General features: G+C 62.8%; 23 protein-coding genes. 12 read left to right on the forward strand and 11 right to left on the reverse strand.

Annotation, left to right across the window (positions count from 1 at the left end):
- Positions 1-159: 159 nt before the first annotated feature.
- The 5 genes from RR51_RS22855 to RR51_RS22875 form a co-directional block, all read right to left on the reverse strand.
- Positions 160-861, reverse strand: coding sequence for an ABC transporter ATP-binding protein (locus tag RR51_RS22855; protein WP_013973921.1), 702 nt, complete (start codon positions 859-861; stop codon positions 160-162).
- The gene (livG, locus tag RR51_RS22860) at positions 862-1,629 is read right to left on the reverse strand and encodes a high-affinity branched-chain amino acid ABC transporter ATP-binding protein LivG (RefSeq protein WP_013973920.1); all 768 of its coding nucleotides are present in this window, start codon (positions 1,627-1,629) and stop codon (positions 862-864) included.
- Positions 1,626-2,882, reverse strand: a complete 1,257-nt coding sequence (locus RR51_RS22865; RefSeq protein WP_015271529.1) for a high-affinity branched-chain amino acid ABC transporter permease LivM — start codon at positions 2,880-2,882, stop codon at positions 1,626-1,628. The genes livG and RR51_RS22865 overlap by 4 nt, the downstream gene beginning before the upstream one ends.
- A complete protein-coding gene (gene livH, locus RR51_RS22870) occupies positions 2,879-3,802 on the reverse strand; it encodes a high-affinity branched-chain amino acid ABC transporter permease LivH (protein ID WP_013973918.1) in 924 nt (307 codons plus the stop codon). Before livH ends, RR51_RS22865 begins: the two co-directional genes overlap by 4 nt.
- Positions 3,803-3,987: 185 nt before the next feature.
- Complete coding sequence (locus tag RR51_RS22875) at positions 3,988-5,103, reverse strand: branched-chain amino acid ABC transporter substrate-binding protein (protein ID WP_024087643.1); 1,116 nt, start codon at positions 5,101-5,103, stop codon at positions 3,988-3,990.
- A 360-nt stretch (positions 5,104-5,463) separates the two neighbouring features.
- Between RR51_RS22875 and RR51_RS22885 the strand changes: the two genes are divergently transcribed.
- Positions 5,464-5,775, forward strand: a complete 312-nt coding sequence (locus RR51_RS22885; RefSeq protein WP_003258939.1) for a DUF2288 domain-containing protein — start codon at positions 5,464-5,466, stop codon at positions 5,773-5,775.
- 265 nt (positions 5,776-6,040) lie between these two features.
- A complete protein-coding gene (locus RR51_RS22890; RefSeq protein ID WP_039614771.1) occupies positions 6,041-6,928 on the forward strand; it encodes an NAD(P)-dependent oxidoreductase in 888 nt (295 codons plus the stop codon).
- Here the strand turns inward: RR51_RS22890 and RR51_RS22895 are convergent.
- Both RR51_RS22895 and rapA read right to left on the reverse strand, forming a co-directional pair.
- Positions 6,828-9,092 carry a putative bifunctional diguanylate cyclase/phosphodiesterase gene (locus RR51_RS22895; RefSeq protein WP_039614772.1) on the reverse strand — a complete coding sequence of 755 codons (2,265 nt, stop codon included), beginning with the start codon at positions 9,090-9,092 and terminating at the stop codon, positions 6,828-6,830. The genes RR51_RS22890 and RR51_RS22895 overlap by 101 nt on opposite strands.
- A 292-nt stretch (positions 9,093-9,384) precedes the next feature.
- On the reverse strand, positions 9,385-12,231 hold the full coding sequence (gene rapA, locus RR51_RS22900; protein WP_039614773.1) for an RNA polymerase-associated protein RapA: 2,847 nt from the start codon (positions 12,229-12,231) through the stop codon (positions 9,385-9,387).
- A gap of 161 nt (positions 12,232-12,392) precedes the next feature.
- On the opposite strand from rapA, the gene RR51_RS22905 reads away from it, so the two are divergent.
- The 7 genes from RR51_RS22905 to RR51_RS22930 all read left to right on the forward strand — a co-directional run bounded on the left by RR51_RS22905 (position 12,393) and on the right by RR51_RS22930 (position 17,242).
- The gene (locus tag RR51_RS22905) at positions 12,393-13,088 is read left to right on the forward strand and encodes a M949_RS01915 family surface polysaccharide biosynthesis protein (protein ID WP_039614774.1); all 696 of its coding nucleotides are present in this window, start codon (positions 12,393-12,395) and stop codon (positions 13,086-13,088) included.
- A gap of 63 nt (positions 13,089-13,151) precedes the next feature.
- Entirely contained in the window at positions 13,152-13,481 is a 330-nt protein-coding gene (locus RR51_RS22910) for a hypothetical protein (RefSeq protein WP_003258942.1), read from the forward strand.
- A gap of 67 nt (positions 13,482-13,548) precedes the next feature.
- A complete protein-coding gene (locus RR51_RS31325) occupies positions 13,549-13,710 on the forward strand; it encodes a hypothetical protein (protein WP_003258944.1) in 162 nt (53 codons plus the stop codon).
- A gap of 135 nt (positions 13,711-13,845) precedes the next feature.
- Positions 13,846-13,962: a cytochrome c oxidase subunit CcoM gene (gene ccoM, locus RR51_RS31835; protein ID WP_003254862.1), complete on the forward strand. Its 117-nt coding sequence runs from the start codon at positions 13,846-13,848 to the stop codon at positions 13,960-13,962.
- Between the two features lie 216 nt (positions 13,963-14,178).
- Positions 14,179-16,167: an FUSC family protein gene (locus tag RR51_RS22920; RefSeq protein WP_039614775.1), complete on the forward strand. Its 1,989-nt coding sequence runs from the start codon at positions 14,179-14,181 to the stop codon at positions 16,165-16,167.
- Positions 16,154-16,360: a DUF1656 domain-containing protein gene (locus RR51_RS22925; protein WP_013973910.1), complete on the forward strand. Its 207-nt coding sequence runs from the start codon at positions 16,154-16,156 to the stop codon at positions 16,358-16,360. The genes RR51_RS22920 and RR51_RS22925 overlap by 14 nt, the downstream gene beginning before the upstream one ends.
- 12 nt (positions 16,361-16,372) lie before the next feature.
- Positions 16,373-17,242 carry an efflux RND transporter periplasmic adaptor subunit gene (locus RR51_RS22930; protein ID WP_039614776.1) on the forward strand — a complete coding sequence of 290 codons (870 nt, stop codon included), beginning with the start codon at positions 16,373-16,375 and terminating at the stop codon, positions 17,240-17,242.
- Positions 17,243-17,281: 39 nt separating this feature from the next.
- On the opposite strand, the gene RR51_RS22935 is transcribed toward RR51_RS22930, so the two are convergent.
- Entirely contained in the window at positions 17,282-18,040 is a 759-nt protein-coding gene (locus RR51_RS22935; protein WP_013973908.1) for an SDR family NAD(P)-dependent oxidoreductase, read from the reverse strand.
- A 112-nt stretch (positions 18,041-18,152) separates the two neighbouring features.
- On the opposite strand from RR51_RS22935, the gene RR51_RS22940 reads away from it, so the two are divergent.
- On the forward strand, positions 18,153-19,061 hold the full coding sequence (locus RR51_RS22940; protein ID WP_039614777.1) for a LysR family transcriptional regulator: 909 nt from the start codon (positions 18,153-18,155) through the stop codon (positions 19,059-19,061).
- A gap of 123 nt (positions 19,062-19,184) precedes the next feature.
- Positions 19,185-19,520 (forward strand): DUF2025 family protein, encoded by a 336-nt coding sequence (locus tag RR51_RS22945; protein ID WP_013973906.1) that lies wholly within the window; start codon positions 19,185-19,187, stop codon positions 19,518-19,520.
- 179 nt (positions 19,521-19,699) lie between these two features.
- On the opposite strand, the gene RR51_RS22950 is transcribed toward RR51_RS22945, so the two are convergent.
- Together RR51_RS22950 and RR51_RS22955 are read right to left on the reverse strand one after the other, a co-directional pair.
- Complete coding sequence (locus RR51_RS22950) at positions 19,700-22,285, reverse strand: bifunctional diguanylate cyclase/phosphodiesterase (protein ID WP_039614778.1); 2,586 nt, start codon at positions 22,283-22,285, stop codon at positions 19,700-19,702.
- A 51-nt stretch (positions 22,286-22,336) separates the two neighbouring features.
- The gene (locus RR51_RS22955) at positions 22,337-23,410 is read right to left on the reverse strand and encodes a diguanylate cyclase (RefSeq protein WP_039614780.1); all 1,074 of its coding nucleotides are present in this window, start codon (positions 23,408-23,410) and stop codon (positions 22,337-22,339) included.
- A gap of 130 nt (positions 23,411-23,540) precedes the next feature.
- On the opposite strand from RR51_RS22955, the gene RR51_RS22960 reads away from it, so the two are divergent.
- Positions 23,541-24,632, forward strand: a complete 1,092-nt coding sequence (locus RR51_RS22960; protein WP_039614779.1) for an MBL fold metallo-hydrolase — start codon at positions 23,541-23,543, stop codon at positions 24,630-24,632.
- A gap of 3 nt (positions 24,633-24,635) precedes the next feature.
- Here RR51_RS22960 and RR51_RS22965 read toward each other — a convergent pair whose 3' ends face one another.
- A complete protein-coding gene (locus RR51_RS22965) occupies positions 24,636-25,532 on the reverse strand; it encodes a formate/nitrite transporter family protein (RefSeq protein WP_003258957.1) in 897 nt (298 codons plus the stop codon).
- Between the last annotated feature and the right edge of the window lie 212 nt (positions 25,533-25,744).

The following is a 25,744-nucleotide window of genomic DNA, read 5'->3' on the forward strand; positions in this document are numbered from 1 at the left end:
GGCGGGCTCCGGGGAAATCTTTGCCATGAAAGCCGGCCACGTTACTCAGGCTGGCGCTGGATCACAAGTTAATGGTTGCCTGTGCCGGCGATAGGGCCAGTACAGGCAACACATTTCTGACAGGTAGAAAAAAGGGCCAGTAGATGGCCCTTTTTCTGGTCAACCTCCCAGGTACGCGTCGCGCACCTTCGGGTCGGTCAACAGTGCTTCCCCAGTACCCTGCATCACCACCCGGCCGTTCTCCAGCACATACGCCCGGTCAGCGATCTTCAGCGCCTGGTTGGCGTTCTGCTCCACCAGGAACACCGTCACGCCATCACGGCGCAGCTGTTCGATGATGTCGAAGATCTGCTGGATGATGATTGGCGCCAGACCCAGCGATGGCTCGTCGAGCAGCAGCAGCTTGGGCTTGCTCATCAGCGCCCGGCCAATGGCGAGCATCTGCTGCTCGCCACCGGACATGGTGCCGCCACGCTGGATATAACGCTCCTTCAGGCGCGGGAACAGCTGCAACACCTTGTCCAGCTGCTCCTGGTAATCGCCCTTGTCGGTGAAGAAACCACCCATCGCCAGGTTTTCCTCGACGGTCAGGCGGGAGAACACGCGGCGGCCTTCCGGTACCACCGCGATGCTCTTGCGCATGATGTGCGAGGATGGCTGGCCGACCAGTTCTTCACCCAGGTACTTGATGCTGCCGCTGTGCGCCTGCGGCGAGCCGCAGAGGGTCATCAGCAAGGTCGACTTGCCGGCGCCGTTGGCGCCGATCAGGGTGACGATCTCGCCCTGGTTGATCTCCACATTGACGCTGTGCAGCGCCTGGATCTTGCCGTAGAAGGTGGAAACGTTCTCGAACTTCAGCATTTACGCTTCCCCCAGGTAGGCTTTGATCACATCAGGGTTGTCGCGGATCTCTTCCGGTGTGCCGTGGGCCAGGGGTGTGCCCTGGTTGATCACCACGATATGGTCGGAAATGCTCATCACCAGCTTCATGTCGTGCTCGATCAGCAGCACGGTGACGTTGTGCGACTCACGCAGGTAGGCGATCAGCGCCTTGAGGTCTTCGGTTTCCTTCGGGTTCAGGCCCGCAGCCGGTTCGTCGAGCATGATGATGCGCGGTTGGGTCATCATGCAGCGGGCGATTTCCAGGCGGCGCTGCTGCCCGTAGGCGAGGGTGCCGGCGGTACGGTTGGCGAACTCGGTCAGGTTGACCTTCTCCAGCCAGTACTGCGCGCGCTCCATGGCCTCCTTCTCGCTGCGGCGGAAGCTTGGGGTCTTGAACAGGCCGGCGAAGAAGTTGGTGTTGAGGTGGCGGTGCTGGGCGATCAGCAGGTTTTCCAGCGCTGTCATTTCCTTGAACAGGCGCACGTTCTGGAATGTCCGCACCACGCCCTTGCGGGCGATCTGATGCCCGGCCAGGCCCTGGATCGGCTGGCCATCGAGCAGGATGGTGCCGCCGCTGGGCTTGTAGAAGCCGGTCAGGCAGTTGAACACGGTGGTCTTGCCGGCGCCGTTCGGGCCGATCAGTGCCACCACCTGTTTTTCCTTGACGGTCAGGCCCACGCCGTTGACCGCCAACAAGCCGCCGAAGCGCATGCTCAGGCCGCTGACTTGCAGAATTTCGCGGCTCATCGACGCAGCTCCATGTGTGGACGTTGCATAGGCAGCAGGCCTTGCGGACGCCAGATCATCATCAACACCATCAGCGCACCGAACATCAGCATCCGGTATTCGCTGAACTCACGCATCAGCTCGGGCAGCAGGATCATCACGATGGCCGCGAGGATCACGCCCAGTTGTGAGCCCATGCCGCCGAGCACGACGATGGCGAGGATGATCGCCGACTCGATGAAGGTGAACGACTCCGGCGTCACCAGGCCTTGGCGCGCAGCGAAGAAGCTGCCGGCGAAACCGGCGAAGCAGGCGCCTAGGGTGAATGCCGACAGCTTGATCACGGTCGGGTTCAGGCCCAGAGCACGGCAGGCGATCTCGTCTTCGCGCAGGGCTTCCCAGGCGCGGCCGATCGGCATGCGCAGCAGGCGGTTGATCACGAACAGCGCCAGCAGGGCCAGCAGCAGGGCCACCAGATAGAGGAAGATGACCTTGTTGATCGAGTTGTATTCCAGCCCGAAGAACTCATGGAAGGTCTGCATGCCTTCGGCGGCACGGCGTTCGAAGGTCAGGCCGAAGAACTCTGGCTTGGGGATGTTGCTGATGCCGTTGGGGCCGCCGGTCCAGTCGGTGAGGTTACGCAGGAACAGGCGGATGATCTCGCCGAAGCCGAGGGTCACGATCGCCAGGTAGTCACCGCGCAGGCGCAGCACCGGGAAGCCGAGCAGGAAACCGAAGGTAGCGGCCATGAGGCCGGCGATCGGCAGGCATACCCAGAAGCTCCAGCCCAGGTAGTGCGAGAGCATGGCGTAGCTGTAGGCACCGACCGCGTAGAAGCCGACGTAACCGAGGTCGAGCAGGCCTGCCAAACCGACCACGATGTTCAGGCCCAGGCCCAGCAACACGTAGATCAGGATCAGCGTGGCAATGTCGACCGCGCCGCGCGAGCCGAAGAACGGCCACACCAGTGCCGCGACGATCAGGCCCATGATCACGTAGCGCTGGGTTTTCGGCAGGGTCAGATAGTTGCTGACCGCCGGCGGGATCAGCTTGCGATCCGAGCGGCGGCCCATTACCGAGCTCCACTGCTTGTCGAACAGCACGCGCAGGAACATCAGCACCGAACACACTGCGATGATGCCGATGGTGAACGAACCCTGGCTGTGCACTACCAGGCTGATGCCATCGATGCTCAGTTTCAGGCCCAGTACCGGGAAGGCCACGGCCCATACCAGCAAGGCGCTGAAGAACGCCTGTTTGAGATTTCTGTTCATACTTTTTCAACCTCCGGGCGGCCCAGGATGCCGGTCGGCCGGAATAGCAGGACAAGAACCAACAAGCCGAATGCCACAACGTCCTTGTACTGGTCGCCGAAGATATCGGCACCGAACGCTTCGGCCACGCCCAGCACCAGGCCGCCGAGCATGGCGCCCGGAATGCTGCCGATGCCACCCAGCACCGCCGCGGTGAAGGCCTTCAGGCCCACCAGGAAACCGGCGTTGGGGTTGATCACCCCGTACTGCATGCTCAGCAGCACGGCCGCCACCGCCGCCAGGGCGGCACCGATGACGAAGGTGAGTGCGATGATGTTGTTGGTGTTGATGCCCAGCAGGTTGGCCATCTTGATGTCCTCGGCGCAGGCGCGGCAGGCGCGGCCCAGGCGGGAACGGGAGATGAACAGGGTGAGGCAGGTCATGGCCACCAGGGTGACCACGAACACCAGGATCTGCATGTAGCTGATCAGTACTTCCTCCGCGCCGCCTGGCCCGAACGAGAAGCTTCCGGGGATCAGGTTGGGGATGGACTTGTCCTTGGAATCTTGCGACAGCAGGACGGTGTTCTGCAGGAAGATCGACATGCCGATGGCGGAAATCAGCGGGATCAGGCGGTTGCTGTTGCGCAGGGGGCGGTAGGCAACCCGTTCGATGCTGTAGCCATAGGCACTGGTGACGAAGATCGTCGCGACAAAGGCGACGGTCATCAGGACAGGCAGCGAATGGATACCCATCATGGCCAGGCCCGCCAGGGCGATGAAGGCCACGTAGGAACCGATCATGTACACCTCGCCGTGGGCGAAGTTGATCATGCCAATGATGCCGTACACCATCGTGTAGCCGATGGCGATCAAGGCATAGGTGCTGCCGATGGTCAATCCATTAACCAGTTGTTGGAAGAAATGGTAGATCTCAGGCATTACAGCGCTCCTAAAAACCTGATTTGCATTTCGCTGGCGGGGGTAGGCCAGGAAACCGCGGGTGACGGTTTTAAGATTTTCAGGTGAGCCCGCCCCCGGATCGCGGGGATCAGGCCCATGAACCTCGTAAAACAAAGCCCACTGCTCGCACAGTGGGCTTCTACGGTCAGCTATTAGTCACGCAGTTACTGAGGGGAGACTTCGGTCTTCGGCTTGCCGAAGTGCCATTCGTAGACCACGAACTTGAAGTCTTTCAGGTCGCCTTTGTCGTCGAACGACAGGTCACCGGTCGGGGTCTTGAAGGTACCTTTGTGGATGGCGGCTGCCACCTTGTCGGCATCTTCGGACTTGGCTTCCTTGATGCCCTGGGCGATCAGCTCGACAGCCGAGTAGGCCGGGAACACGAACGGGCCGCTTGGGTCCTTGCCGTCAGCCTTGATGGCGTCGACGATCTTCTTGTTCGCAGGGTCCGCGTCGAACGACTTCGGCAGGGTCACCAGCAGGCCTTCGGAGGCGTTCTGGGCGATCTGCGAGATGGAGTCGTTGCCCACGCCTTCCGGGCCCATGAACTTGGCTTTCAGGCCCTTTTCCTGAGCCTGGCGCAGGATCAGGCCCAGCTCTGGGTGGTAGCCGCCGTAGTAGACGAAGTCGACGTTGTTCTGCTTGAGCTTCTGGATGATCGAGGAGAAGTCCTTGTCACCGGCGTTCAGGCCTTCGAACACGGCAACCTTGGTGCCTTTGCCTTCCAGGGTCTGCTTGACCGCGGTGGCGATGCCTTCACCGTACTGCTGCTTGTCGTGCAGGACGGCGACAACCTTCGGCTTGACGTGGTCGGCGATGTAGTTGCCGGCAGCCGGGCCCTGGGCGCTGTCCAGACCGATGGTGCGGAAGATCAGCTTGTAGCCACGTGCGGTGATTTCCGGGGAGGTCGCGGCCGGGGTGATCATGATCACGCCTTCGTCTTCGTAGATGTCGGACGCAGGCTGGGTGGAGCTGGAGCACAGGTGACCGATGACGAACTTGACGCCGTCGTTGACCACTTTGTTGGCGACTGCAACGGCCTGTTTAGGGTCGCAGGCGTCGTCGTATTCCTTGGCTTCGAGCATCTTGCCATCCACGCCGCCCGCGGCGTTGATATCCTTGATGGCTTGCTTTGCGCCGATGAACTGCATGTCGCCGTACTGGGTCACAGGGCCGGTCTTGGGACCTGCAATCCCGATCTTGATGGTATCGGCGGCAAACGAATGGCTGGCTACCCCTGCCAGAACCATTGCGGCGAACAGCTTGGAAATCTTGATCATAGTGCTCCACTCATTCTGTTGTAATTCTTATAGTCCTGGCGGCCAGGGCTACAGACCGGGCGGGATTTGCGGCGTGGCCATGCCAACGCGCAAGCCCACCTTCCCCCGGAACATGTCCCGGAACTGTACCGGTACAGTGTAGAGCGCTGTTCGAGCGCTTGAAAAGCGGTCGAAAAGTGCCTGCTTCCTGGGTTGTCGCATGGTCGACACAAAGATACAGAAAGGCGCCATCAAACTGCCTGCATCTGCGACCCCGCCCCACAAGTTCGGGATCAATCGACCAAATTACATATTTGAAACCGGGTTTTTCTGCAAAAATGCCGACCTTTTTTATTGGCCGATTTTTTGCGGAAACCACCCATGACTGATCAAACAAGCACCCTCTATGCCAAATTGCTTGGCGAGACGGCAATCATCGAGTGGAAAGCGCTGGAGCGTTTCTGGGCCAAGGGTGACCTGATTTGGGTCGACCCGAGCCTCGACCTGATTGCCGTTGCCGAGGCGATGGCCGAGAATCGCAGCGAGATCTTCGCCAAGTGGCGTAGTGATGGCACTGTTGGTCCGGTAACCGCCGAGCAAGCCCTGGACCTGCAAAGCCGCGATCCAGAGATCTGGGCGGTGGTGGTTTCGCCGTTCATCGTGATTCAGGCAAAGCGCCCGACAGAGGCGTGATCGTTTTTGGTGCGCGAAAATGCGCAGCAGCCCCGTTTTGGTGCTTGAAGGCGTTCAAGGCGGGTAGAGGGAAGTAACAATTCGGCGTGGCGGTAACAGTTTACGGGATGCGTAATGGGGGGCTGCCTTGCAGCCCTTCGCGGGCATGCCCGCTCCCACAGGTCAGATGTTGCTCTTCAGACCAGCGCTGGTGCTGTGGGAGAGGGCGCGCCCGCGAAGGCCGCAAAGCGGCCCGGATCGATATCGAATTTGTCCGGAGTCATTGATGAACTCAAAACTACCTTCGCTTGGATTCGCCGGCATCGGCCTGATGGGCCTGCCCATGTGTCGGCGCCTGCTGGCAGCGGGTTACCCGCTGACGGTATGGAACCGCAGCCCGGACAAGTGCGTTGCACTGGTCGCGGCTGGCGCGCGCCTGGCCAGCAGCCCTGCCGAACTGTGCCGCGACAGCGACATGGTGCTGCTGTGCCTGGCCGACACGGCCGTGGTCCGCGAGGTGGTGTTCGGCGAGCAAGGCATTGCCCAAGGCGGACGCAGCGGCCAGTTACTGGTCGATTTCTCCAGCCTGGAGCCAACTGCCACTCGTGAAATGGCCGCCGAACTGGCAGCGCTGTGCGGCATGGCCTGGCTGGACGCGCCAGTGTCCGGGGGCACCCCCGGGGCCGAAGCCGGCACCCTGGCGATCATGGTCGGTGGCGAGGCAGCCGACCTGGAGCGTGCGCGCCCGGTACTGCAGGTACTTGGCCAGCGCGTGACGCATATGGGCGCGGTGGGCGCAGGCCAGGTGACCAAGGCCTGCAACCAGATGATCGTGGCCTGCAATGCTCTGGTAATCGCCGAAGTGGTTGCCTTGGCTGAACAGTCCGGTGTCGACGCGACGCTGATCGCCGAAGCGCTGGCGGGCGGTTTTGCCGACTCCAGACCGTTGCAGATCCTCGCTCCGCAAATGGCCGAGAGCCGCTTCGAGCCGATCAAGTGGCATGTGCGCACGCTGCTCAAGGACCTCGACGGCGCGGTCAAATTCTCCCGCGAGCAAGGCTCGGCGACGCCGCTCAGTGGCCTTGCCGCACAATTGATGCGCCTGCACGCAAGCCAGGGGTACCTGCAAAAGGATCCGGCGACACTGGTTGAGCTGTATCGCAGCAAGGGCTGAACACGCCGCCCTTGTGCCGAACCCGCTCCAGTAGCGAGCGTAGTTCGGCCAGCGGCTCCGGGCGGCCCAGCAGGTAGCCCTGCAGGTAGTCGCAGCCGTGGGCTTGGAGAAACGCCAGCTGTTCGGCGGTTTCCACGCCCTCGCTGACCACCTGCAGATGCAGGGTATGCGCCATGACGATGATCGCCTGGACAATTTCGCGATCCTTCTGGCTACCCGGCACATCCTGCAGGAAGCTGCGGTCGACCTTAAGCACGTCCAGCGGCAGGCGCTTGAGGTAGGCCAGCGACGAGTAGCCGGTGCCGAAGTCATCGATCGACAGCGCCACGCCCAGGGCGCGTATGCGCGTGAGCAGGTTTACCGTGCGCTGGATGTCACCCATCAAGGCGTTCTCGGTCACTTCCAGTTCCAGCTGTCGGGGTGCGAGCCCGGCGTGGAACAGCGCCTTTTCCACTTCGTTGGGCAGTTCGTCGTGGCTGAGGGTGACGGCCGAACAATTGACCGTGACCTTGAGGTTTCCATGACCGTGGCGCTGCAGATAGGCCAGGTCGGCGCAGGCGTGGCGCAGCACCCACAGATCGAGGTCGATGATCAGCCCGTTGGCCTCTGCGATGGCGACAAAACGATCAGGCCCGAGCAGGCCGTGTTGCGGGTGTTGCCAGCGCACCAGGGCCTCCAGTTTGGCCACTTGCCTGCTGCGCAGGTCGAAGATCGGCTGGTAGTGCACGCATAGCCCATGCTCCTCGAGCAGCGCCACCCGCAGTTCCTCTTCCAGTTGCAGGGCAATCGAGGCCTGGGTCTTCAGGCTGTCGTTGAAGAAGTTCAGGCTGTTGCGCCCGTTACCCTTGGACTGGTACAGCGCAAGGTCTGCATGCTTGAGCAGCTCTTCGGCGGTGGTGCCGTCGTCGGGGAAGATGCTGATGCCGATGCTGGTGGTCATGACCATGCGCCGGCCGCCCAGGTTTATGGGCTCTTTCATCCTCTGCATGATGCGCTGGGCCAGGTGGCGGGCTTCGTCGCGGTTGGTGAGGCTGGTGACCACGCAGAACTCGTCGCCGCCCAGACGTGCGACCAGGTCGTGGTTTCGGGTGGCGGCCTTGATGTGTCCGGCGATCACTTTGAGCAGTTCGTCGCCGGCGTCGTGACCGAGGCTGTCGTTTATGCGCTTGAAATGGTCGATGTCGAGGAACATCACCGCCAGGTGGCTGTCCGTGGCCTGGTGCTCGGCCAGGCGTTCGGCGAACACCTGGTTGAAACCGCGGCGGTTGACCAGGTTGGTCAGGGCGTCGTAGTGCGCGGCCTGCTGCAGCGAAGCGCGGGCCTGGTCCAGTTGGCTGAGCAGCACGCTGACCCGGCGCAGGTCGTGCTCCTTGCTTTGCAGCTTCTTGTCGGCCAGTGCGCTACTGATGCTGGCAGCACTGATCAGCATGGTGATGAAGCCGATGCCCAGCGCCAGTTGCAGGCTGTTGTCGCCAGAGGGCAGGCGCAGGGCGGTGTCGGCCGGGATGACCAGGGTCATGGCCGACATCGCGGTGAAGTGGGTGGCAACGATACCACCAGCCATCAGCAGGCTGGCGCCGTATTTCATGGCCTGGTGCAAGGTACCGCTGCCCTGCCGGAAGTAGCGGGCCAGGTATAGCGCGGTCAGGCTGGTGAGCAGGGCAATGGTGGCAGAGGCCAGCAGCAGGCCGGTCTGGTAGTACTGGCGGGCACCGGTTTCCAGGGCGGCCATGCCTACGAAGTGCATCAGGATGATGCCCAGGCCGATCAGTACTGCACTTCGCAGGTAATGGATTGTGCGCATCTGGCTGCGGTCGAGGCTGTGCATGGCCAGCCAGGCGACGGCCAGTGCAATGAGCAGCGAAAGGATGGTCAGGGACGCGTCGTAGTGCATTTCTACTGGCGCCTGGAAGGCCAGCATGCTGATGAAATGCATGGCCCAGATACCTCCTGCCAGGCAGCAGGCACCAAGCATGTTCCATTGTCGGTGGGCGGTGGGGTCTTCGCTGTGGGATTGTCGCTCGGCCATGTCCAGCGTGGCGAAGCAGGCCGCACAGGCGACGAGGTAGGCAAGCAGAACCAGGAACGGTTCATGCCGGCAATCGATGACGATGCGCCCGGTTGCCGGCAGGTCGGCGAACAGTTGCAGCCCCAGCCATTCCATGGAATGCCTCATGATCGAGTTTTCACTCGTCTGCGCTAAACCCTGTGCAGACTGTCCAGAGGCAGTATAGGAAGAGGTGTTTAAGCCTTCCTGACTAATGGCACATTGATTCCTACGATTTGGTTATGGAATCAATCGCCGCCAAGAATATTGGCTCGCATTTTGTAGGAGCGGCCTTGTGTCGCGATGGGCTGCGCAGCAGCCCCAGATTTCTGCACTACCGCAAAAATGCTGGGGCTGCTGCGCAGCCCATCGCGACACAAGGCCGCTCCTACACGGGTGCGGGGAAAGACTAGCCAGCCACCAGCACGCGAATGGCTTCCAGGCGCAGGGCGGCCTTTTCCAGCATCGCCAGGCCCTCTTCGCGCTGCTTGCGCAGCGCTTCGATCTCGCTGTCGCGCACGCTCGGGTTGACCGCTTGCAGGGCGACCAGACGGGCCAGTTCTTCGTCGGCCTCCGCTTTAAGGCGGCGCTGGGCCTCGGCCACGCGCTCGACGTGGGCCGGCATGACCTTGGCCTCGCCGCTGCCGATGCGCTGGGCCAGCACGTCACGCTGGGCCTGGACGAACTTGTTGGCGCTGGCGCGTGGCACGCTTTCCAGCTGGTCGTTGAGGGTTTCGAAGGCCACGCGGGACGCCAGGTCGTTGCCGTTGGCATCGAGCAGGCAGCGCAATGCCGCCGGTGGCAGGTAACGCCCCAGTTGCAGGCTGCGCGGTGCCACCACCTCGCTGACGAACAGCAGTTCAAGCAGCACGGTCCCGGGTTTGAGCGCCTTGTTCTTGATCAGCGCCACGGCGGTGTTGCCCATCGAGCCGGACAGCACCAGATCCATGCCGCCTTGTACCATCGGGTGTTCCCAGGTGAGGAACTGCATGTCCTCGCGCGACAGCGCCTGGCCACGGTCGTAGGTGATGGTCACGCCTTCGTCGTCACCCAGCGGGAAGCTGGCGTCGAGCATCTTTTCGCTCGGCTTGAGGATCAGGGCGTTCTCGGAATGGTCTTCGCTGTCGATGCCGAAGGCGTCGAACAGGGTTTCCATGTAGATCGGCAGGGCGAACTGGTCGTCCTGTTCGAGAATGTCCTCGACCAGCGCCTGGCCTTCGCCGGCACCGCCGGAGTTGAGCTCCAGCAGACGGTCACGGCCGGTATGCAGTTCGGCTTCCAGGCGTTCGCGTTCGCTGCGGGCGTCGGCCACCAGGGCTTCCCAGGCCATGCTTTCGCCACCTTCAAGCAGTGGCAGCAGGCGCGGGCCGAACTGGTGCTGCAGGGCGTTGCCGGTAGGGCAGGTGTTGAGGAAGGCGTTGAGGCCTTCGTGGTACCACTGGAACAGGCGCTCTTGCGGGCTGTCCTGCAGGTACGGGATATGCAGCTGGATGGTGTGCTTCTGGCCGATACGGTCGAGGCGGCCGATGCGCTGTTCGAGCAAGTCGGGGTGCGCTGGCAGGTCGAACATCACCAGATGGTGGGCAAACTGGAAGTTGCGGCCTTCACTGCCGATCTCGGAGCAGATCAGCACCTGCGCGCCGAACTCTTCGTCAGCGAAGTAGGCGGCGGCGCGGTCGCGTTCGAGGATGCTCATGCCCTCATGGAACACCGAGGCCGGGATGCCGGAGCGCACGCGCAGGGCGTCCTCCAGGTCCATCGCGGTTTCGGCATGGGCGCAGATCACCAGCACCTTGGTGCGCTTGAGCATCTTCAGGGTGTCGATCAGCCAGTCGACGCGCGGGTCGAAACGCCACCAGCGCTCGTCATCGGCCACCTCGCCCTGGGCCTGGAAGGCGACTTCCGGGTACAGCTCGGCATGTTCGCCGGCTGGCAGGTCGCGGTACTGCTCGGGCGTCGCCAGTGGGTAAGGGTGCAGCTGGCGCTCAGGGAAGCCCTGGATCGCCGCGCGGGTGTTACGGAACAGCACGCGGCCGGTGCCGTGGCGGTCGAGCAGCTCACGGATCAGGCGCGCGCTGGCCTGGGTATCGCCGTCGCTGACCGCAGCCAGCAAGGCTTCGCCTTCGGCACCCAGGAAGCCCTGGATGGTGGCGTGGGCCTTGGGCGACAGGCGGCCTTCGTCGAGCAGTTCCTGTACGGCTTCGGCCACCGGGCGATAGTGCTCACTCTCGGCGCGGAAGGCGGCCAGGTCGTGGAAACGGTTGGGGTCGAGCAGGCGCAGGCGGGCGAAGTGACTGTCCTGGCCGAGCTGCTCGGGGGTGGCGGTGAGCAGCAGCACGCCCGGGATCACCTGGGCCAGCTGTTCGACCAGGCCGTATTCGGCGCTGACCTGGTCTTCGTGCCAGACCAGGTGGTGGGCTTCGTCCACCACCATCAGGTCCCAGCCAGCGGCGAACAGCGCGTCCTGGGCCTTTTCGTCTTCTACCAGCCACTCCAGGGCCACCAGCGCCAGCTGGGCATCCTCGAACGGGTTGCTGGCATCGCTTTCGATGAAACGCTCAGCGTCGAACAAGGCCACCTGCAGGTTGAAGCGGCGGCGCATTTCCACCAGCCACTGGTGCTGGAGGTTTTCCGGTACCAGGATCAGTACGCGGCTGGCGCGGCCAGACAGCAGCTGGCGGTGGATCACCAGGCCGGCTTCGATGGTTTTGCCCAGGCCTACTTCGTCGGCCAGCAAGACGCGCGGCGCGCTGCGGTCGGCGACTTCGCGGGCGATGTGCAACTGGTGGGCGATGGGTTGGGCACGGCAGCCGCCCAGGCCCCACAGCGCCGACTGCATCTGCTTGCTGGTGTGCTGCAGGGTGTTGTAGCGCAGGCTGAACCACGACAGCGGGTCGATCTGCCCGGCGAACAGGCGGTCGCTGGCCAGGCGGAACTGGATGAAGTTCGACAACTGGGTTTCTGGCAGGGTGCGCGGCTGGTTCTGCCCGTCCAGGCCGTGGTAGACCATCAGCCCGTCGATGTCCTCGACCTCGCGCACGGTCAACTTCCAGCCTTCGAAGTGGGTGATCTGGTCACCTGGCGAGAAGCGCACGCGGGTCAGCGGCGCATTACGCAGGGAATACTGGCGGGTGTCGCCAGTGGCCGGGTAGAGCACGGTCAACAGGCGGCCATCCTGCGCCAGGATGGTACCCAGGCCGAGCTCGGCTTCGCTGTCGCTGATCCAGCGTTGCCCCGGTTGATACTGCTGCGCCATACTGCCTGAACTCCCGCGATGAAAAAGCCGGTTATGTTAACGGATCGGCCGGTCAGACCAAAGTGCCGAGCGCATCGAAAGGTGCCGAAGTGCGATAGGTAGCAACAGTCTAGCCGCTTCATCGTCCCCCACCGTGCTGCCGACGAGGGCTCCGGATCAACATGTCTGCCAAGCACCGCTGGATCAGCGCTTCGATGGCCGTGGGCAGCCTGTTGCTGCTGGCCGCCTGCGAGCAGAAAAACTTCGAGACCTTGCCCGCCATCCCGATCGAACAGCTCGAGGTGCTGGGCGTGCAGACGCCGATCAAGAGCGTGCACTTTCGTGACCGCGACGGTGAAGGCCTGCTGGTGTTGAGCCGCAGCGATGGCCAGGCCAGCGACCCGGAAAGCGAGCAGGAAGTTGACAAGGTGGTACTCAAGGCCACGCTGTACGGGCGCAAGGCCGAAAATGACGCGTTCAAGGCGCGCTGGCAGATCGAACAGGAAACCACCTGCCCGGGCCTGGACCTGGATGTGGACTTCTATAACGACGTCAGCGATGTCGGCGACCTGAACAAGGACGGCATCGCCGAGGTGACGGTTGCCAGCCACGCATTCTGTGGCGGTGGCATCGACCCGCACGACATCGCCATCGAGATGCGCGAAGGGCAGGCCAGCTACAGCATCACCGGCCAGTCGCTGATCACCCCGGCAGGTGAAGAGCCGATCGGCGGTGAGCGTGAGGACAGCGCCTCGCTAAAGGCCGCGCCGCAGGTGCTGCGCGAGCACATGGACGCGGTCTGGCAGCAGGTGTACAAGCGGCCCTGGAGCGAGGCCAGCCCACCTAGCGACGATAACCCTGACGACGAAGCCGAATAAGTGTTGTGCATGCCATCAAGGTAAACCCGCGCCTGCCGATACAGGGGGCATAGGAGAACGTCCATGCTGCCACCGATCATTCCGCTCAGTGCCGCCCCGGTGACCTCGCAACAGGACCCGGTCAAGCCGACACCCGACATCAAGCCGGTGGTGCCGACCCAGCCTGCATCCGGTGAAAGTGCCATCGACCTCAAGCAGCAGCGTGACCCGCAGGAGCAGGCGCTGCTGCTGCGCGACGAGCAGCGCCGCCAGCAGCAACGTCGGCAGAAGGGCGACGACGAACGCTACAGTGCAATGCCGGGTGACGAGGTCAACGCCGACAATACCGTGCCGGTGGCGCCGTTGATGGGCGAGCATGTACGCCAGGGGCTGCTGGTGGACATCGAAGTCTGACGCGGGGCTGGTCAGCGCCAGCGCCTGGCTTCATCATGCAAGTCTCAGTTGATCGTCGAGCCCACCCATGAGCCAAGACAACCTCATCGATTTCGATGCCGAACGCGCCAAGCGCGTCCACGACCTCAAGGAAAAGCGCCTGAACGAAATGCGCAATGCGTTCGAGCAGGCCCTGCCGTTGAACAGTGCCAAGAAAAAGAAGCCCAAGGGCAAGCCGAAGAAGCGCTGAAACTTGACGCAGGTCAACCCTGCACCCGCCTCGCGTGCCCGGCCCCGGGCACCATTGACCCCGATCAATTTTCCCCGCCTCCACATTGGTTAACTTGCACCCATCGGACAACGGCAAACGAATGGGGAGGCCAGCATGTTCTTCGACAACGTGGTTATCGCCGGAGTGGTAACGGTCGGGTTGATGGTCGCATTCTTTGCCGGTCTGGGCATTTTCATCTGGAAGGACTCGAACAAGCGCAAACCGCGCTGACCTTCCGGGTACACGAGCACGCAAGGCATTTAGGGCGACTTCGGTCGCCCATTTTTTTTGCCTGCAATTTTTGTGTTGCCTGTACCGGCCTCTTCGCGGGCAGCACAGGAGAGCTGTCCATAACAAAGATGATTAGCTAGCTAATTAATCGTTTCCGCTTTATCCTTCCCACCATTGTCTATCTTTCTACAAGACCATCCCCTCAAGGTCCGTCTCGTGCCCATCACCTTCCTGGCCCTGTTCGCTCCCAGCAGCCTCGCCCTCAAGTTCGCCATCAAGACCCTGCTCGGTGGCGGCCTGGCCCTGTGGCTGGCGATGCGCTGGGGCCTGGAGCAACCGTCCTGGGCCCTGATGACCGCTTTCATCGTCGCCCAGCCGTTGTCAGGCATGGTGGTGCAGAAGGGCCTGGCGCGGCTGGCCGGCACCCTGGTCGGCACGTTTATGTCGGTGCTGTTCATCGGTCTGTTTGCCCAGACCCCCGGTCTGTTCCTGCTCACCTTGGCCCTGTGGCTGGCCCTGTGTACCGCAGCCTCCACACAGTTGCGCAGCGCCTGGGCCTATGCCTTCGTGTTGGCAGGCTACACGGCGGCGATCATTGCCCTGCCGGCCATCGATCACCCACTGCAGGTGTTCGACCAGGCGGTGGCGCGCTGTACCGAGATCTGCCTGGGTATCTTCTGTGCCACCGCCAGCAGCGCCTTGCTCTGGCCCATGCGGGTAGAGCAGCAACTGGGCGGGCAGGCCCGTCAGGCCTGGCAGAACGGCCTGCAGGCCGCCAGTGCCATGCTGGGCGGTGAAGACGAGGCACGCAAAGGCCTGCTGGAGAGCCTGGGGCGTATCGTTGCCATCGACAGCCAACGCGAACACGCCTGGTTCGAAGGCAACCGCGGGCGCCAACGCGCTCGTGCCATTCGCGGCCTGAGCCAGAAACTGATGGTGCTGCTGCGCATTTCCCGTTCGGTGCGCCGCCAGTGGCGGCAACTTGATGAGGGCGAGGCCGAACGCCTGGCGCCCTGGCTGGAGGAGGTGCGCGCACTGCTGGGCAAGCCCGATCAGCCGAGCCTTTTGCTTTTGCGCCAGCGCATCTGGGATGCTGCCCACGATGATCAGATCAGCCCGGCGGAGCACTTTTGCCTGGCACGCATGGCACTGCTGCTGGATTACGCCATGGCTGCCAGCCAGGCGCTGGAGGATGTGGAGGCGGGCAGGGCGCCCAAGGATGTGTCTCAGGGCTTGGCCGCGCACCGCGACTGGTCGCTGGCTTTGCTGTTCGGCTCACGCAGTGCGCTGGCCTTTCTGGTGATGAGTGGTTTCTGGCTGGCCACCGCCTGGCCTTCGGCACCGGGTGGCCTGGTGCTGACCTGTGTGGTCTGCAGCCTGTTCGCCAGCCGCGAGAATGGTGCGCAGATCGGCCTGAGCTTTTTACGAGGGATCCTCCTGGCAATACCGGCGGCTTTTCTGGTCGGGCAGATTCTGCTGCCGCAATGGAGCAGCTTCGCCATGCTCTGCATGGGCATGGGGGTGCCGCTGTTTCTTGGTGCCCTGGGCATGGCTCACCCGCGGACCGGGGCCACGGCTACTTCTTATTGCCTGCATTTCATCGTGCTGGTGTCGCCGCTCAACGCCATGCAGTTCGGCGTGGCCACCATGCTCAACAGTGCCTTGGCCATGCTGGTGGGTGTGTCGGCGGCGGTGATGGCCTTCCGCTTGTTGGTGTTTCGCCACCCGGCCTGGCTGGGCCAGCGCCTGCGGGCGGCGACCCAGAATGACTTGGTGCGCCTGACCCGGCGCGACCTGCGCGGGGCCGACAGCTGGTTTGGCGGGCGTATGGCCGACCGCCTGATGCAACTGGCGCGGCATGCCGGCGACCTGCCCGAGAGCGAACGCAAGCGCTGGGACGACGGCCTGCACGGCCTGGATATCGGTGACGAACTGGTGCATTTGCGCATGTGCCTGGCGGTCGCCCAGGCCCCGTTGGGACGGGCCGAGCGCGAATACCTGCAGCAGGTAGAGGCAGTGCTGGCCAAAGGGCCGGCGCCAGGGCGTGGACAGAGCCTGGATGCCGCAAGCGAACAGTTCATTGGCGCCTTGCGCCGTCTACCCTCCAGCGATCCGCTGCGGTTGGCCGAAGGGGCGGTGCTGCAACTGCAAAAAAGCTGGGGCAAGTGGTGCCGTTGGCAGGAGGAATCCCATGGGGTTGCGTGAGTGGGAATTGGGCGGCGTGCTGTTCAGCCCTTTCCTGGTTTATGTGTTGATGGCGCTGGTGCTTACCGGCGTGTTGCGTCTGGTGGTGCAGGCCACGCCGTTGGGGCGCTGGATCTGGCATGAAGCGCTGTTCGATGCGGCGTTGTTCGTTTGTGTGTTGTTCCTGGTAGTGCGACTGCTGGGAGCTTTATAAAGGAGTGTTTCGATGCGTGCGGCCGTACGTACCCTGGTCACCTTGTGTGTGGTGGCCCTTGCCATCTTCGCCGGCTATCAGCTGTGGCAGTACTACATGCTCACCCCCTGGACCCGCGATGCCCGTGTGCGCGCCGATGTGGTGGTGATCGCCCCCGATGTGTCCGGCTGGGTGCGCGAGCTGAAGGCCCGTGACAATCAGCAGGTCAAGGCCGGCGACCTGCTGATGAGCATCGACCGCGAACGCTTCCAGGCGGCTTTCGACCAAGCCAGTGCGGTGACCGAAACCCGCAGCCAGCAACTGCGCCTGCGCGAGCGTGAAGCGGCCCGGCGTACCGCACTTGGGCCGGAGGCGATCAGTGCCGAATTGCGGGAAAACGCCCAGATCAATGCGGCCATCGCCCGCGGTGAGCTGCATGAGGCCGAGGCACAATTGCAGGTCGCCAAAATCAACCTGGCGCGCAGTGAAGTGCGGGCGCCGCGCAGCGGGCATATCACCAACCTGCGCCTGGCCGAGGGCAACTATGTGAATACCGGGGAGGCGGTGATGGCCCTGGTGGACGATTCAACCTTCTATATCCAGGCCTATTTCGAGGAAACCAAGCTGCCACGCATTCGTGTGGGGGATGCGGTGAAGGTCTGGCTGATGGGCGCGGGCGAACCGATGCAAGGGCATGTGGAAAGCATCAGCCGTGGTATCACCGACCGCAACAGCAACCCCGACAGCCAGTTGCTGCCGGAGGTTGAGCCGACCTTCAACTGGGTGCGACTGGCGCAGCGGATACCGGTAAGGATTCGCCTGGACCAGGTGCCGGAGGGGGTGACCCTGAGTGCGGGAATGACGGCCAGTGTGCAGGTGCATGAGGAGCAGAGTCGGCCGTGAGGGCCAAAGGGGCTGCTAAGCAGCCCCAGATCCTCGATTTCAGAGGAACATCCCGCCCGAAACCTCCAGCCGTTGCCCGTTGATCCAGCCGTTGCCATCTTCCAGCAACAGCGCAATCGCTGCCCCGATATCATCCGGCAAGCCCACCCGCCCCAGCGCCGTGTTGCCGGCAATGTATTCATTAACCTGTCGGTTATCCCGCACCACGCCGCCGCCAAAATCGGTCTCGATCGCCCCCGGCGCCAGAATGTTCACACGAATCCCACGTGCTCCCAGTTCCTTGGCCTGATAGCGGGTCAGCACCTCCATCGCCCCCTTCATCGCGGCATAGGCGGCATACCCCGGTAGCGCAAAGCGCGCCAGGCCAGTGGAAATGTTGACGATGCGGCCATTGTCGACCAGCAACGGCAGCAGGCGCTGTGTAAGGAAGAATGGACCTTTCAGCTGGATGTTCAGCAACTGGTCGAACTGTGCCTCGCTGGTTTCGGTGTATGGCACGTTCAATCCGATCCCGGCATTGTTCACCAGAAAGTCGAAGCGCTCGCGGCCGAAGTGTTGCTGCAGGGTTGCGCCGAGGCATTCGGCGAAACCGGCAAAGCTGGCGCTGTCGCTGACGTCCAGTTGCAGCATGATGGCCTTGACCCCGGCCTGCTCCAGCCGGGCGGCGACGGCATGGGCTTCCTCCGCCTTGCTGTGGTAAGTGCCGATGACATCGATGCCGCGTGCGGCCAGGTGTTCTGCGGTGTTGCGACCAAGGCCGCGGCTGGCGCCAGTGATCAGGGCAATCTTGCGGGTCATGGTGAAAACCTCATGGTGGGCTGATGAGCACAGGTTATTGGTCGGTGTGGTGCTGTTAAATCCAGCGAATATGGAAATACTGTTCGGTAAAACCGGATAGACGAGGGCTGAATTGAACAAGCTGGAGTTGTTGCGCACCTTTGTTCGGGTCTGCGAGGTCAGCAGTTTTACCCTGGCTGCCGAGAGCTTGGGGCTGCCCCGTTCGACTGTGTCGGAGCAGGTCAGGGCGCTCGAGCGTTTACTGGGTACGCAGCTGTTCAACCGCACCACCCGCCGGGTACAGGCGACCCAGGATGGCGTCTTGCTGTACGAGCGCAGCAAGGACCTGCTGTCGGGCATGGACGAAATCGAGGGCTTGTTCCGCGCCGACGATGCCGAGCTGGCCGGGCGCCTGCGCGTCGATCTGCCGACAATGATGGCTCGCCGGGTCATCATCCCGGCGTTGCCGCAGTTTCTGCAGCGCTTCCCGCGCCTGGAGGTGGAGCTCAGTTGTACCGACCGCCAGGTCGACCTGCTGCGTGAAGGCTTCGATTGCGTGATGCGCATTGGTGCCCTGCATGACCTGGATGTGGTGGCGCGCCCGGTCGGCCAACTGAGCATGCGCAACTGTGCCAGCCCTGCCTACCTTGCACGCTACGGCGTGCCGCGCACGCTGCAGGACCTGGCCGAGCATCACTTGGTGCATTACGTGCGAACTCTGGGGGGGCGTAGTGCCGGTTTCGAATTTCTGCAGGACGGTGAACTGCATTTCCAGGCCATGGCCGGCATGGTCACAGTGAACAATGCCGAGGCCTACTCGGCGGCCTGCCTGGCCGGGCTGGGGCTGATCCAGGTGCCGGCGGTGGGCGTGGCCGAGCACCTGCAGCGCGGTGAGCTGGTTTCGGTACTGGAAGGCTGGCAGGCGCCGGCCATGCCCGTATCACTGCTTTATGCCCGGCAACGGCACGTGTCACGCCGGGTGCAGGCTTTCATGCAATGGTTGGGCGAGGTGCTGCATTCACAGGTTGACGGTGGTTGCTGATCGATGAAAACCGTGGCGCCTGTGTGATGGCTTGCGTTAGGCTGCCAGTCACGAGTTGCCCGGCAGAGGCAACCCTTTCCCGCCTGGCGTGCGTATCTTCCGATTTCATTGCGAGGTTACGTCATGGCCATCACTTCACAGGACATCTGCAACGCTGCCGACCAGCTCAAGGGCTTCGTCGGTTTTCATGGCAAGCGCGGCGTGCATATCGTGCGTTTTTCCGAAGACTCTTTCGGCATGGATGTGGCCGATGCCAGCATCACGCCCTGCAGCGAGTTTGTCTGGCGGCCCGAGCAAGGGCAGCGCATGGCTCTTTGCCGCGAACGGCTGGCGCTGTTGCTGGAGCAGCATGTGGATGACCGTTTGAACATCGGTGAACCGCTGCGCACCTACCTGCGCCGGCGCGACCTGCCGGAAATCGTGGCAGAGCGCAGCTTGCAGCGGGACTCCGCTCTGTAATAGCGGAGTAACTGCCTCGCTCGAATACCGAAAACCTGCACCATCACTGTGGGAGCGGGTTCACCCGCGAACACCGGCGAAGCCGGTGCCATATACCGCGTTGCATTCTTCGCGGGTGAACCCGCTCCCACAGGGGGTGTGCAAGTATCAAACCTGCACTAGACAGTTACCTCCACGCGCTACAGGTAGGGCGCCGAGCGCTGGGATGCCTGCTGCAACAACGCCTCGAGCCCCGCACTGTTCAGAGGCCTGCTCAGGTAATAGCCTTGCACTTCATGGCAACGGTCTTTCTGCAGTGCCCTGAGCTGCTGCTCGCTTTCCACTCCTTCGGCCGTCACGGTCAGCCCCATCGCTTCACCCAGGTTGATGATGGCCTGGACCACGGCGCGGTCGCTGCCAGCGGTGTTGTTCAGCCCGCCGATGAAGCGTTTGTCGATCTTGATGCTGTCGAACGGGTAGGTGCGCAAGTAGCCCAGCGACGAGTAGCCGGTGCCGAAGTCGTCCATGTTCAGGCGAACGCCCAGCTCCTTGAGCGACAGCATTGTGCCCAGTGCGCCTTCGATGTCATTGAGCATCACGTTCTCGGTAATTTCCAGCTCCAGGCGCTGTGCGGGGAAAGCGGTTTCCAGCAGGATCTCGCGTACATCCGCCACCACATCGCTGCGCTGGAACTGCGCAGGTGACAGGTTCACGGAGACCAGAACATCGGCGGGCCAGTCATGGGCAGTGCGGCAGGCTTCGCGCAACACCCAGCGGCCCAGCGCGACAATGATGTCACTCTGTTCGGCCAAGGGGATGAAGGTGTCCGGCCCCAGCAACCCTTCCTGCGGATGCTGCCAGCGCAGCAAGGCCTCGACTGCGACGATGCGCAGGTCGCTGAGGCGGTAGCGCGGCTGGTAGTGCAGCTCGAATTCCTGGTTGCGCAGGGCTCGCCGCATGTCGTTCTCCAGTTGGCGGCGGTACTGGATCTGCTGGTTCATTTCGGCAGCGAAATAGCGCCAGGTGCTCTTGCCGTCGGCCTTGGCCTGGTACAGGGCGATATCGGCGCAGCGGATCAGCTCGCCGGCATCGAAGCCCTGGGTACGGGTCTGGGCGACTCCGATGCTGGCGCCAACATGGAGGGTCTGGCTATCGAAGGCGATCGGTTGCTGCAGCAGGCTGATCAGGCGCGCACAGAAACGGTCGATCTCGCTGCGGTTGTCCATGCCGCTGAGCACCAGGAGGAACTCGTCGCCGCCCAAACGCGCGACCAGGTCGCCGTCGCGGGTAGTGTCGCGCAGGCGGTTCGCTACCTCCTGCAGCACCGCGTCACCGGCGGCATGGCCGAGAGAGTCGTTGATCGGCTTGAAGTTGTCCAGGTCCAGCAGCAGCAAGGTCAGTGGTGGCGAGTCGCTCCCACGTAACAGCGCCTGTTCCAGGTGGCGGGCTAGCTTGTTGCGGTTGGCCAGGCCGGTCAGCGGGTCGTGCAGCGACAGGTGCTGGATGCGTGCATGGGCATCGACTTCGTCGGTGATGTCACTGGCGGTGCCACGAAAACCGACGGGCTTGTCGTCGTACCAGATGGCGCGGGCCGAAATGCGGCAGTAGCGGTTCTGGCCATTCTGGTCACGGTAGGTGCAGCGCAGGTTGGCCAGCTGTTGCGGGTCGGCCGCGGCCAGGGCATCCAGCCACGGCGAGAGCGGCGTGGTATCGCAGGCCAGCAACTGATTGAGCGGGTGGCCGAGCCAGTCGCCCACAGGGTAACCGGTAACGTTGACAAAACGTTGTGACAGATAGGTGAGGCGTTGCTGCCGATCGGTTTCCCAGATCCAGTCGGATGCCGACTCAGCCACCGCGCGAAAACGCTGTTCGCTGGCCTCCAGGGCCTGGTTGCTCTGCTGAAGATGGGCGAGCGTGAGGTCGATCGCGCGCGAACTGCGCAAGGCATGACGGAACAGGTAGAGCATGACCAGGCCAAGTATCAGCAAGGCTCCCGACAGCGGGGGCAACACAGCACGCAGCAACTGGTGCCCTGGCAGCGGGCTGCTCCAGGACAGGTGGTAGCCGGTATCGCCGAGGTCGATGCGCAGGTGGCCGTGCTCGCCCACATCATTTTTCTCCACGTGCATACCGGTCAGGCCGGCACCGCTGCTCAGTTGCGCCAGCTTGTCCTCGGTGAGCTGGTCGACAAACAGCATTACCGGCGCCTGGCTGACCTCGCTCTCGGTGACATCCCGGTCCGGGCGCACCGCCGCAGCACTGAGCACGGCCGGCCAACCGTTGAACAGGACGAAACGGGTGATCTGTTCACGTGGGATGGCCGCTGCCCGGGCCTGGTCGATGATTGGCTGCAGCGCTGCATCGATATAGGTATTGGCCGCCGCCTGGGTAGGCTGGCCTCTGAACAAGGCGTAGGTGGTGCGTGCGTCCTCCACCACGAACACTCCCTCATAGCCGCTGGCGCTGTACAGCGACTCGCCCACGTTCTTTTCTTCGTAGGCCCATTTCCAGTCGGCCTGCCCCGCCAGGTGTTCGAAGGCAGCATCCCATACGGCGTAGCTGGACAGGAATTGGCGCGATGCGAGCAACCGTTGCTCCAGCGCCTTGGATGCTTGCGAGGCGCTGCGCTGGCGCTCCTGATGGTCAAGAGTACCCGCGATATTGAACAGGGCGCCGACGATGACCAGGCAAGCCAGGCCGAAAACTACGCTGAAGCCGGCAATCAAGCGACGCACCTGAAAGCGCGGGGTGGGGCTGGAGGTTGGAAGGTTGGCGGTCCTGGCCATGCGCGAGCGGCTCCTTCAGACAGCCTCCCGCCAGTTAGTCAGGAAGGAGGTTCAATCAGGATAGGCCAGCCTGAGCGTTGCAGCGTCGCTGCGGGCAAAATTGACCTGGTCGCGCCCGGCATGCTTGGCGGTATACAGCGCTTTGTCCGCCTGCTCGAGCCAGTGCTCGGGTGACTCCAGGTCGGCCTCGAATGCCGAAAGGCCGATGCTCAGGCTGATGCGCAGGTGCGGCAACTGCGGGTTGCGGTAGCTGGCGACCCGCTCGCGCAGGCGCTCCATGGCCAGGCACGCTTCGGCTTCGCTGGTATCCGGCAAGATCACGCAGAATTCGTCACCGCCGTAGCGCCCGGCCTGGTCGCCTTCGCGTAGGTTGTGCCGCAGCTCGGCGCCGAGTTGGCGCAGCACACAGTCGCCGACAACGTGACCGAACGTGTCGTTGATGGTCTTGAAGTGGTCGATGTCGATCAGGGCAATCACCGCGTGCCCCTTTTGCTGCTGGCAGGCCTGGAACTTCAGCAGCAGCAGGTCTTTCCAGGCACCGTGGTTGAGCAGGCCGGTCAGGCTGTCGGTGAGGCTCAGTGTACTCAGTCGGCGCTTGTGGTCGGCCAGTTTGATCGCCAGCTGGTAGCAGACCCAGCCCAGCGCCAGTGGGTAGAGCGTCAGCATCGGCAGGCAGGCATAGACCTGCAGGGGCGTGGCGTTCAGTTGCAGGCCAGGGCCCAGCAACAATATGGCGACGAGCATGCCGGCCAACTGGGCCAGCATCCCGCGAACGACCATGCGTTTGCCGCCGGCGGCGACGTTGTTCATGGTCATCATCGAAAGCACAGTCACACTGGGCAATGGATTGAAATGCATGGCGGCGGTCCAGAACCCACCCATCAGGGAGTCCAGAACCAGGTTGCGCTGTTCTGCCTGGTAGGGCGTGGCCGAACGGGCTGCCCACAGGTAGGCCACATGTGGCCACAACAGGCCGTTGAACAGCACCAGCAGCCATGCCCAGGTGGGGGGTGACAGCGGCGCCATGGCGGCCATGACACTGAACAGGCCGATTCCCAGGCCGATGACCCGCGGCAGGTAGATGCGTTTGGCGAATGAAAGTCCTTTGCCGCTGCGTTTATCCATCTTGATCATCGTTCTTCTGCTGAAGCACCGTTTATCGCATAACTCGCATGAATATTGTCGAACAGTGTTTCATCGACGAAAAATGACCTTACAAGCCAATTCATGGTTGATCCGATCACTGTGGGGTAGCATGAAGGCTTTCCTGTTGCTCGGAGTGTTGCTGATGGTCCCTTTGGCCAACCCCGCCGGCGAGCCGGCGCCACAGCGGGAAGGGCGTTTTCACAACCAGGCGTCGTTGCCACAGGATGGCGTATTGAAGAAGTTGCGCATCGGGCTCAAGTACCTGTTCCTGCGCAAACCGCCGCAAACCCGGCCGGCCACACCGGTCAGCCTCCAGCCCATGACCCGCCAGCAGGTGCTCGATGCGCCCGACCGCAGCCTGTGGCGCCTGGGCCATTCCACGGTATTGCTCAAGCTGCGTGGGCGCTTCTTTATTACCGACCCGGTGTTCGCCGAGCGCGCCTCGCCAGTGCAGTGGGCCGGCCCGCTGCGTTTCCATGCGCCACCCTTGGCACTGGACCAATTGCCGCCATTGGCTGCGGTGGTACTGTCCCACGATCACTTCGATCATCTGGACGAACAGGCGATTCGCCAACTTGCACCGCGAACAAGTGTGTTCCTGGCCCCGCTGGGCGTAGGCAACCTGCTGATTACCTGGGGCGTGGCACCGGCGAAGGTGCGGCAGCTGGACTGGTGGCAGGAAAGCGAGGTCGAGGGCGTACGCTTTGTCGCCACCCCGGCTCAGCACTTTTCCGGGCGTGGGCTGCTGGACAGCAACCGGACCTTGTGGGCGTCGTGGGTGATCGTCGACGAGGATGTGCGGGTATTCTTCAGTGGCGATACCGGCTACTTCGATGGGTTCAAGCAGATTGGCGAGCGTTTCGGGCCGTTCGACCTGACCTTGATCGAGACTGGGGCCTACAACGTCGCCTGGCCCGATGTGCACATGCAGCCGGAGCAGAGCCTGCAGGCCCATCTGGATTTACGCGGGCGTTGGCTGTTACCGATTCACAACGGCACTTTCGACCTGTCCATCCATGGTTGGCAGGAACCGTTCGAACGCATCCTGGCGCTGGCCAACCAGGCACAGGTGCGCCTGAGCACCCCGCAGATGGGGGAGCGGGTCAGCCTTGACTCTCCGCACGCCGGGCAGAACTGGTGGCAGCCACGGCCCTTGCGTCAGCGGGGCCAGCCGAAGGAGCGTGTGGTAGCGGCACGCTGAAGTTCATTCGTTGCCGTTGTTGCGGCGCGCTGAGGGTGGCCGGTTCTCTTTCAGTAGCCGCGAGGGCGGTTTGCCGCTGTCGCTGCGCACCTGTGCATGGCTGATCAATCCGAAGATGAAACTGCCGCCGATGATGTTGCCCGCCAGTGTCGGCAGGGCGAACTCCAGCCAGAAACTGCTCCAGGTTTCATCGCCGGCCCAGACCAGATAGGACACCTCGACCGAGCCGACCACTATATGGGTGAAGTCGCCCAGGGCCATCAGATAGGTGATCATCAGGATGATCCAGATCTTGGCATGTTCCATCGACGGGATCATCCAGACCATGGTGGCGATCATCCACCCCGATACGATACCTTTGGCGAACATCTGGCTGACATCGTTCTTCATGACCTTGCGGCCAATCTCCAGGAAAGCCACGTCGGTCTTGCTGTCGAAGATCGGCAGCTCCAGCATTACCCAGGCCACCAGCAAGGTGCCGGCGAGGTTGCCAAGCAGTACCACGCTCCAAAGGCGCAGCAGGCGCCCGAAGTTGGCCAGGGTGGGGGCAGTCATTACCGGCAACACGGCGGTCAGGGTGTTTTCGGTGAACAACTGCTGACGCGCCAGTATCACTGCAAGGAAGCCTGCGCTATAGCCGATGCTGGCGATAACCTGGGCACTGTCCCCCTCCGGCAGGCGTGCGTAGAACAGCCCCATGGCCATGAGCGACAGCCCCATGGACAAGCCTGCGGCCAGTGCCGACCACCACAGTGCGGCGAGTGTTCGTTCCAGTTCCTGGTCGCCCTGGTAACGAATGATCTCGTGCAGCACTGCCGCGCGGGGCGGTTGGTTAAGGCTGACTTCCTGCTCCTCGTCCGCCGACAGGCCCGGGGTTTTCTCGCTTTGCGCATCGCTCATGGCCGCTACGCTCCGTTGGGTGGTGTTTCTCTACAGATTCGCGGCGCTTTCATTAGTTGCCGACGAAGGTAAAACGCTGGCAGAAAGTTTTTTCAGATCAAGGTGTTGACTCTGATCTCAAAGCGCGTATTATTCGCCTCCTCGCAGCGTTGAACGCTTCGAGGCAAGCGGTAAGTTGTTGAAGTTGAAAGGTTTCGAAAGAAACCGGTTGT

The sequence above is a fragment of the Pseudomonas sp. C5pp genome (assembly GCF_000814065.1).
Classification (GTDB): domain Bacteria; phylum Pseudomonadota; class Gammaproteobacteria; order Pseudomonadales; family Pseudomonadaceae; genus Aquipseudomonas; species Aquipseudomonas asiatica.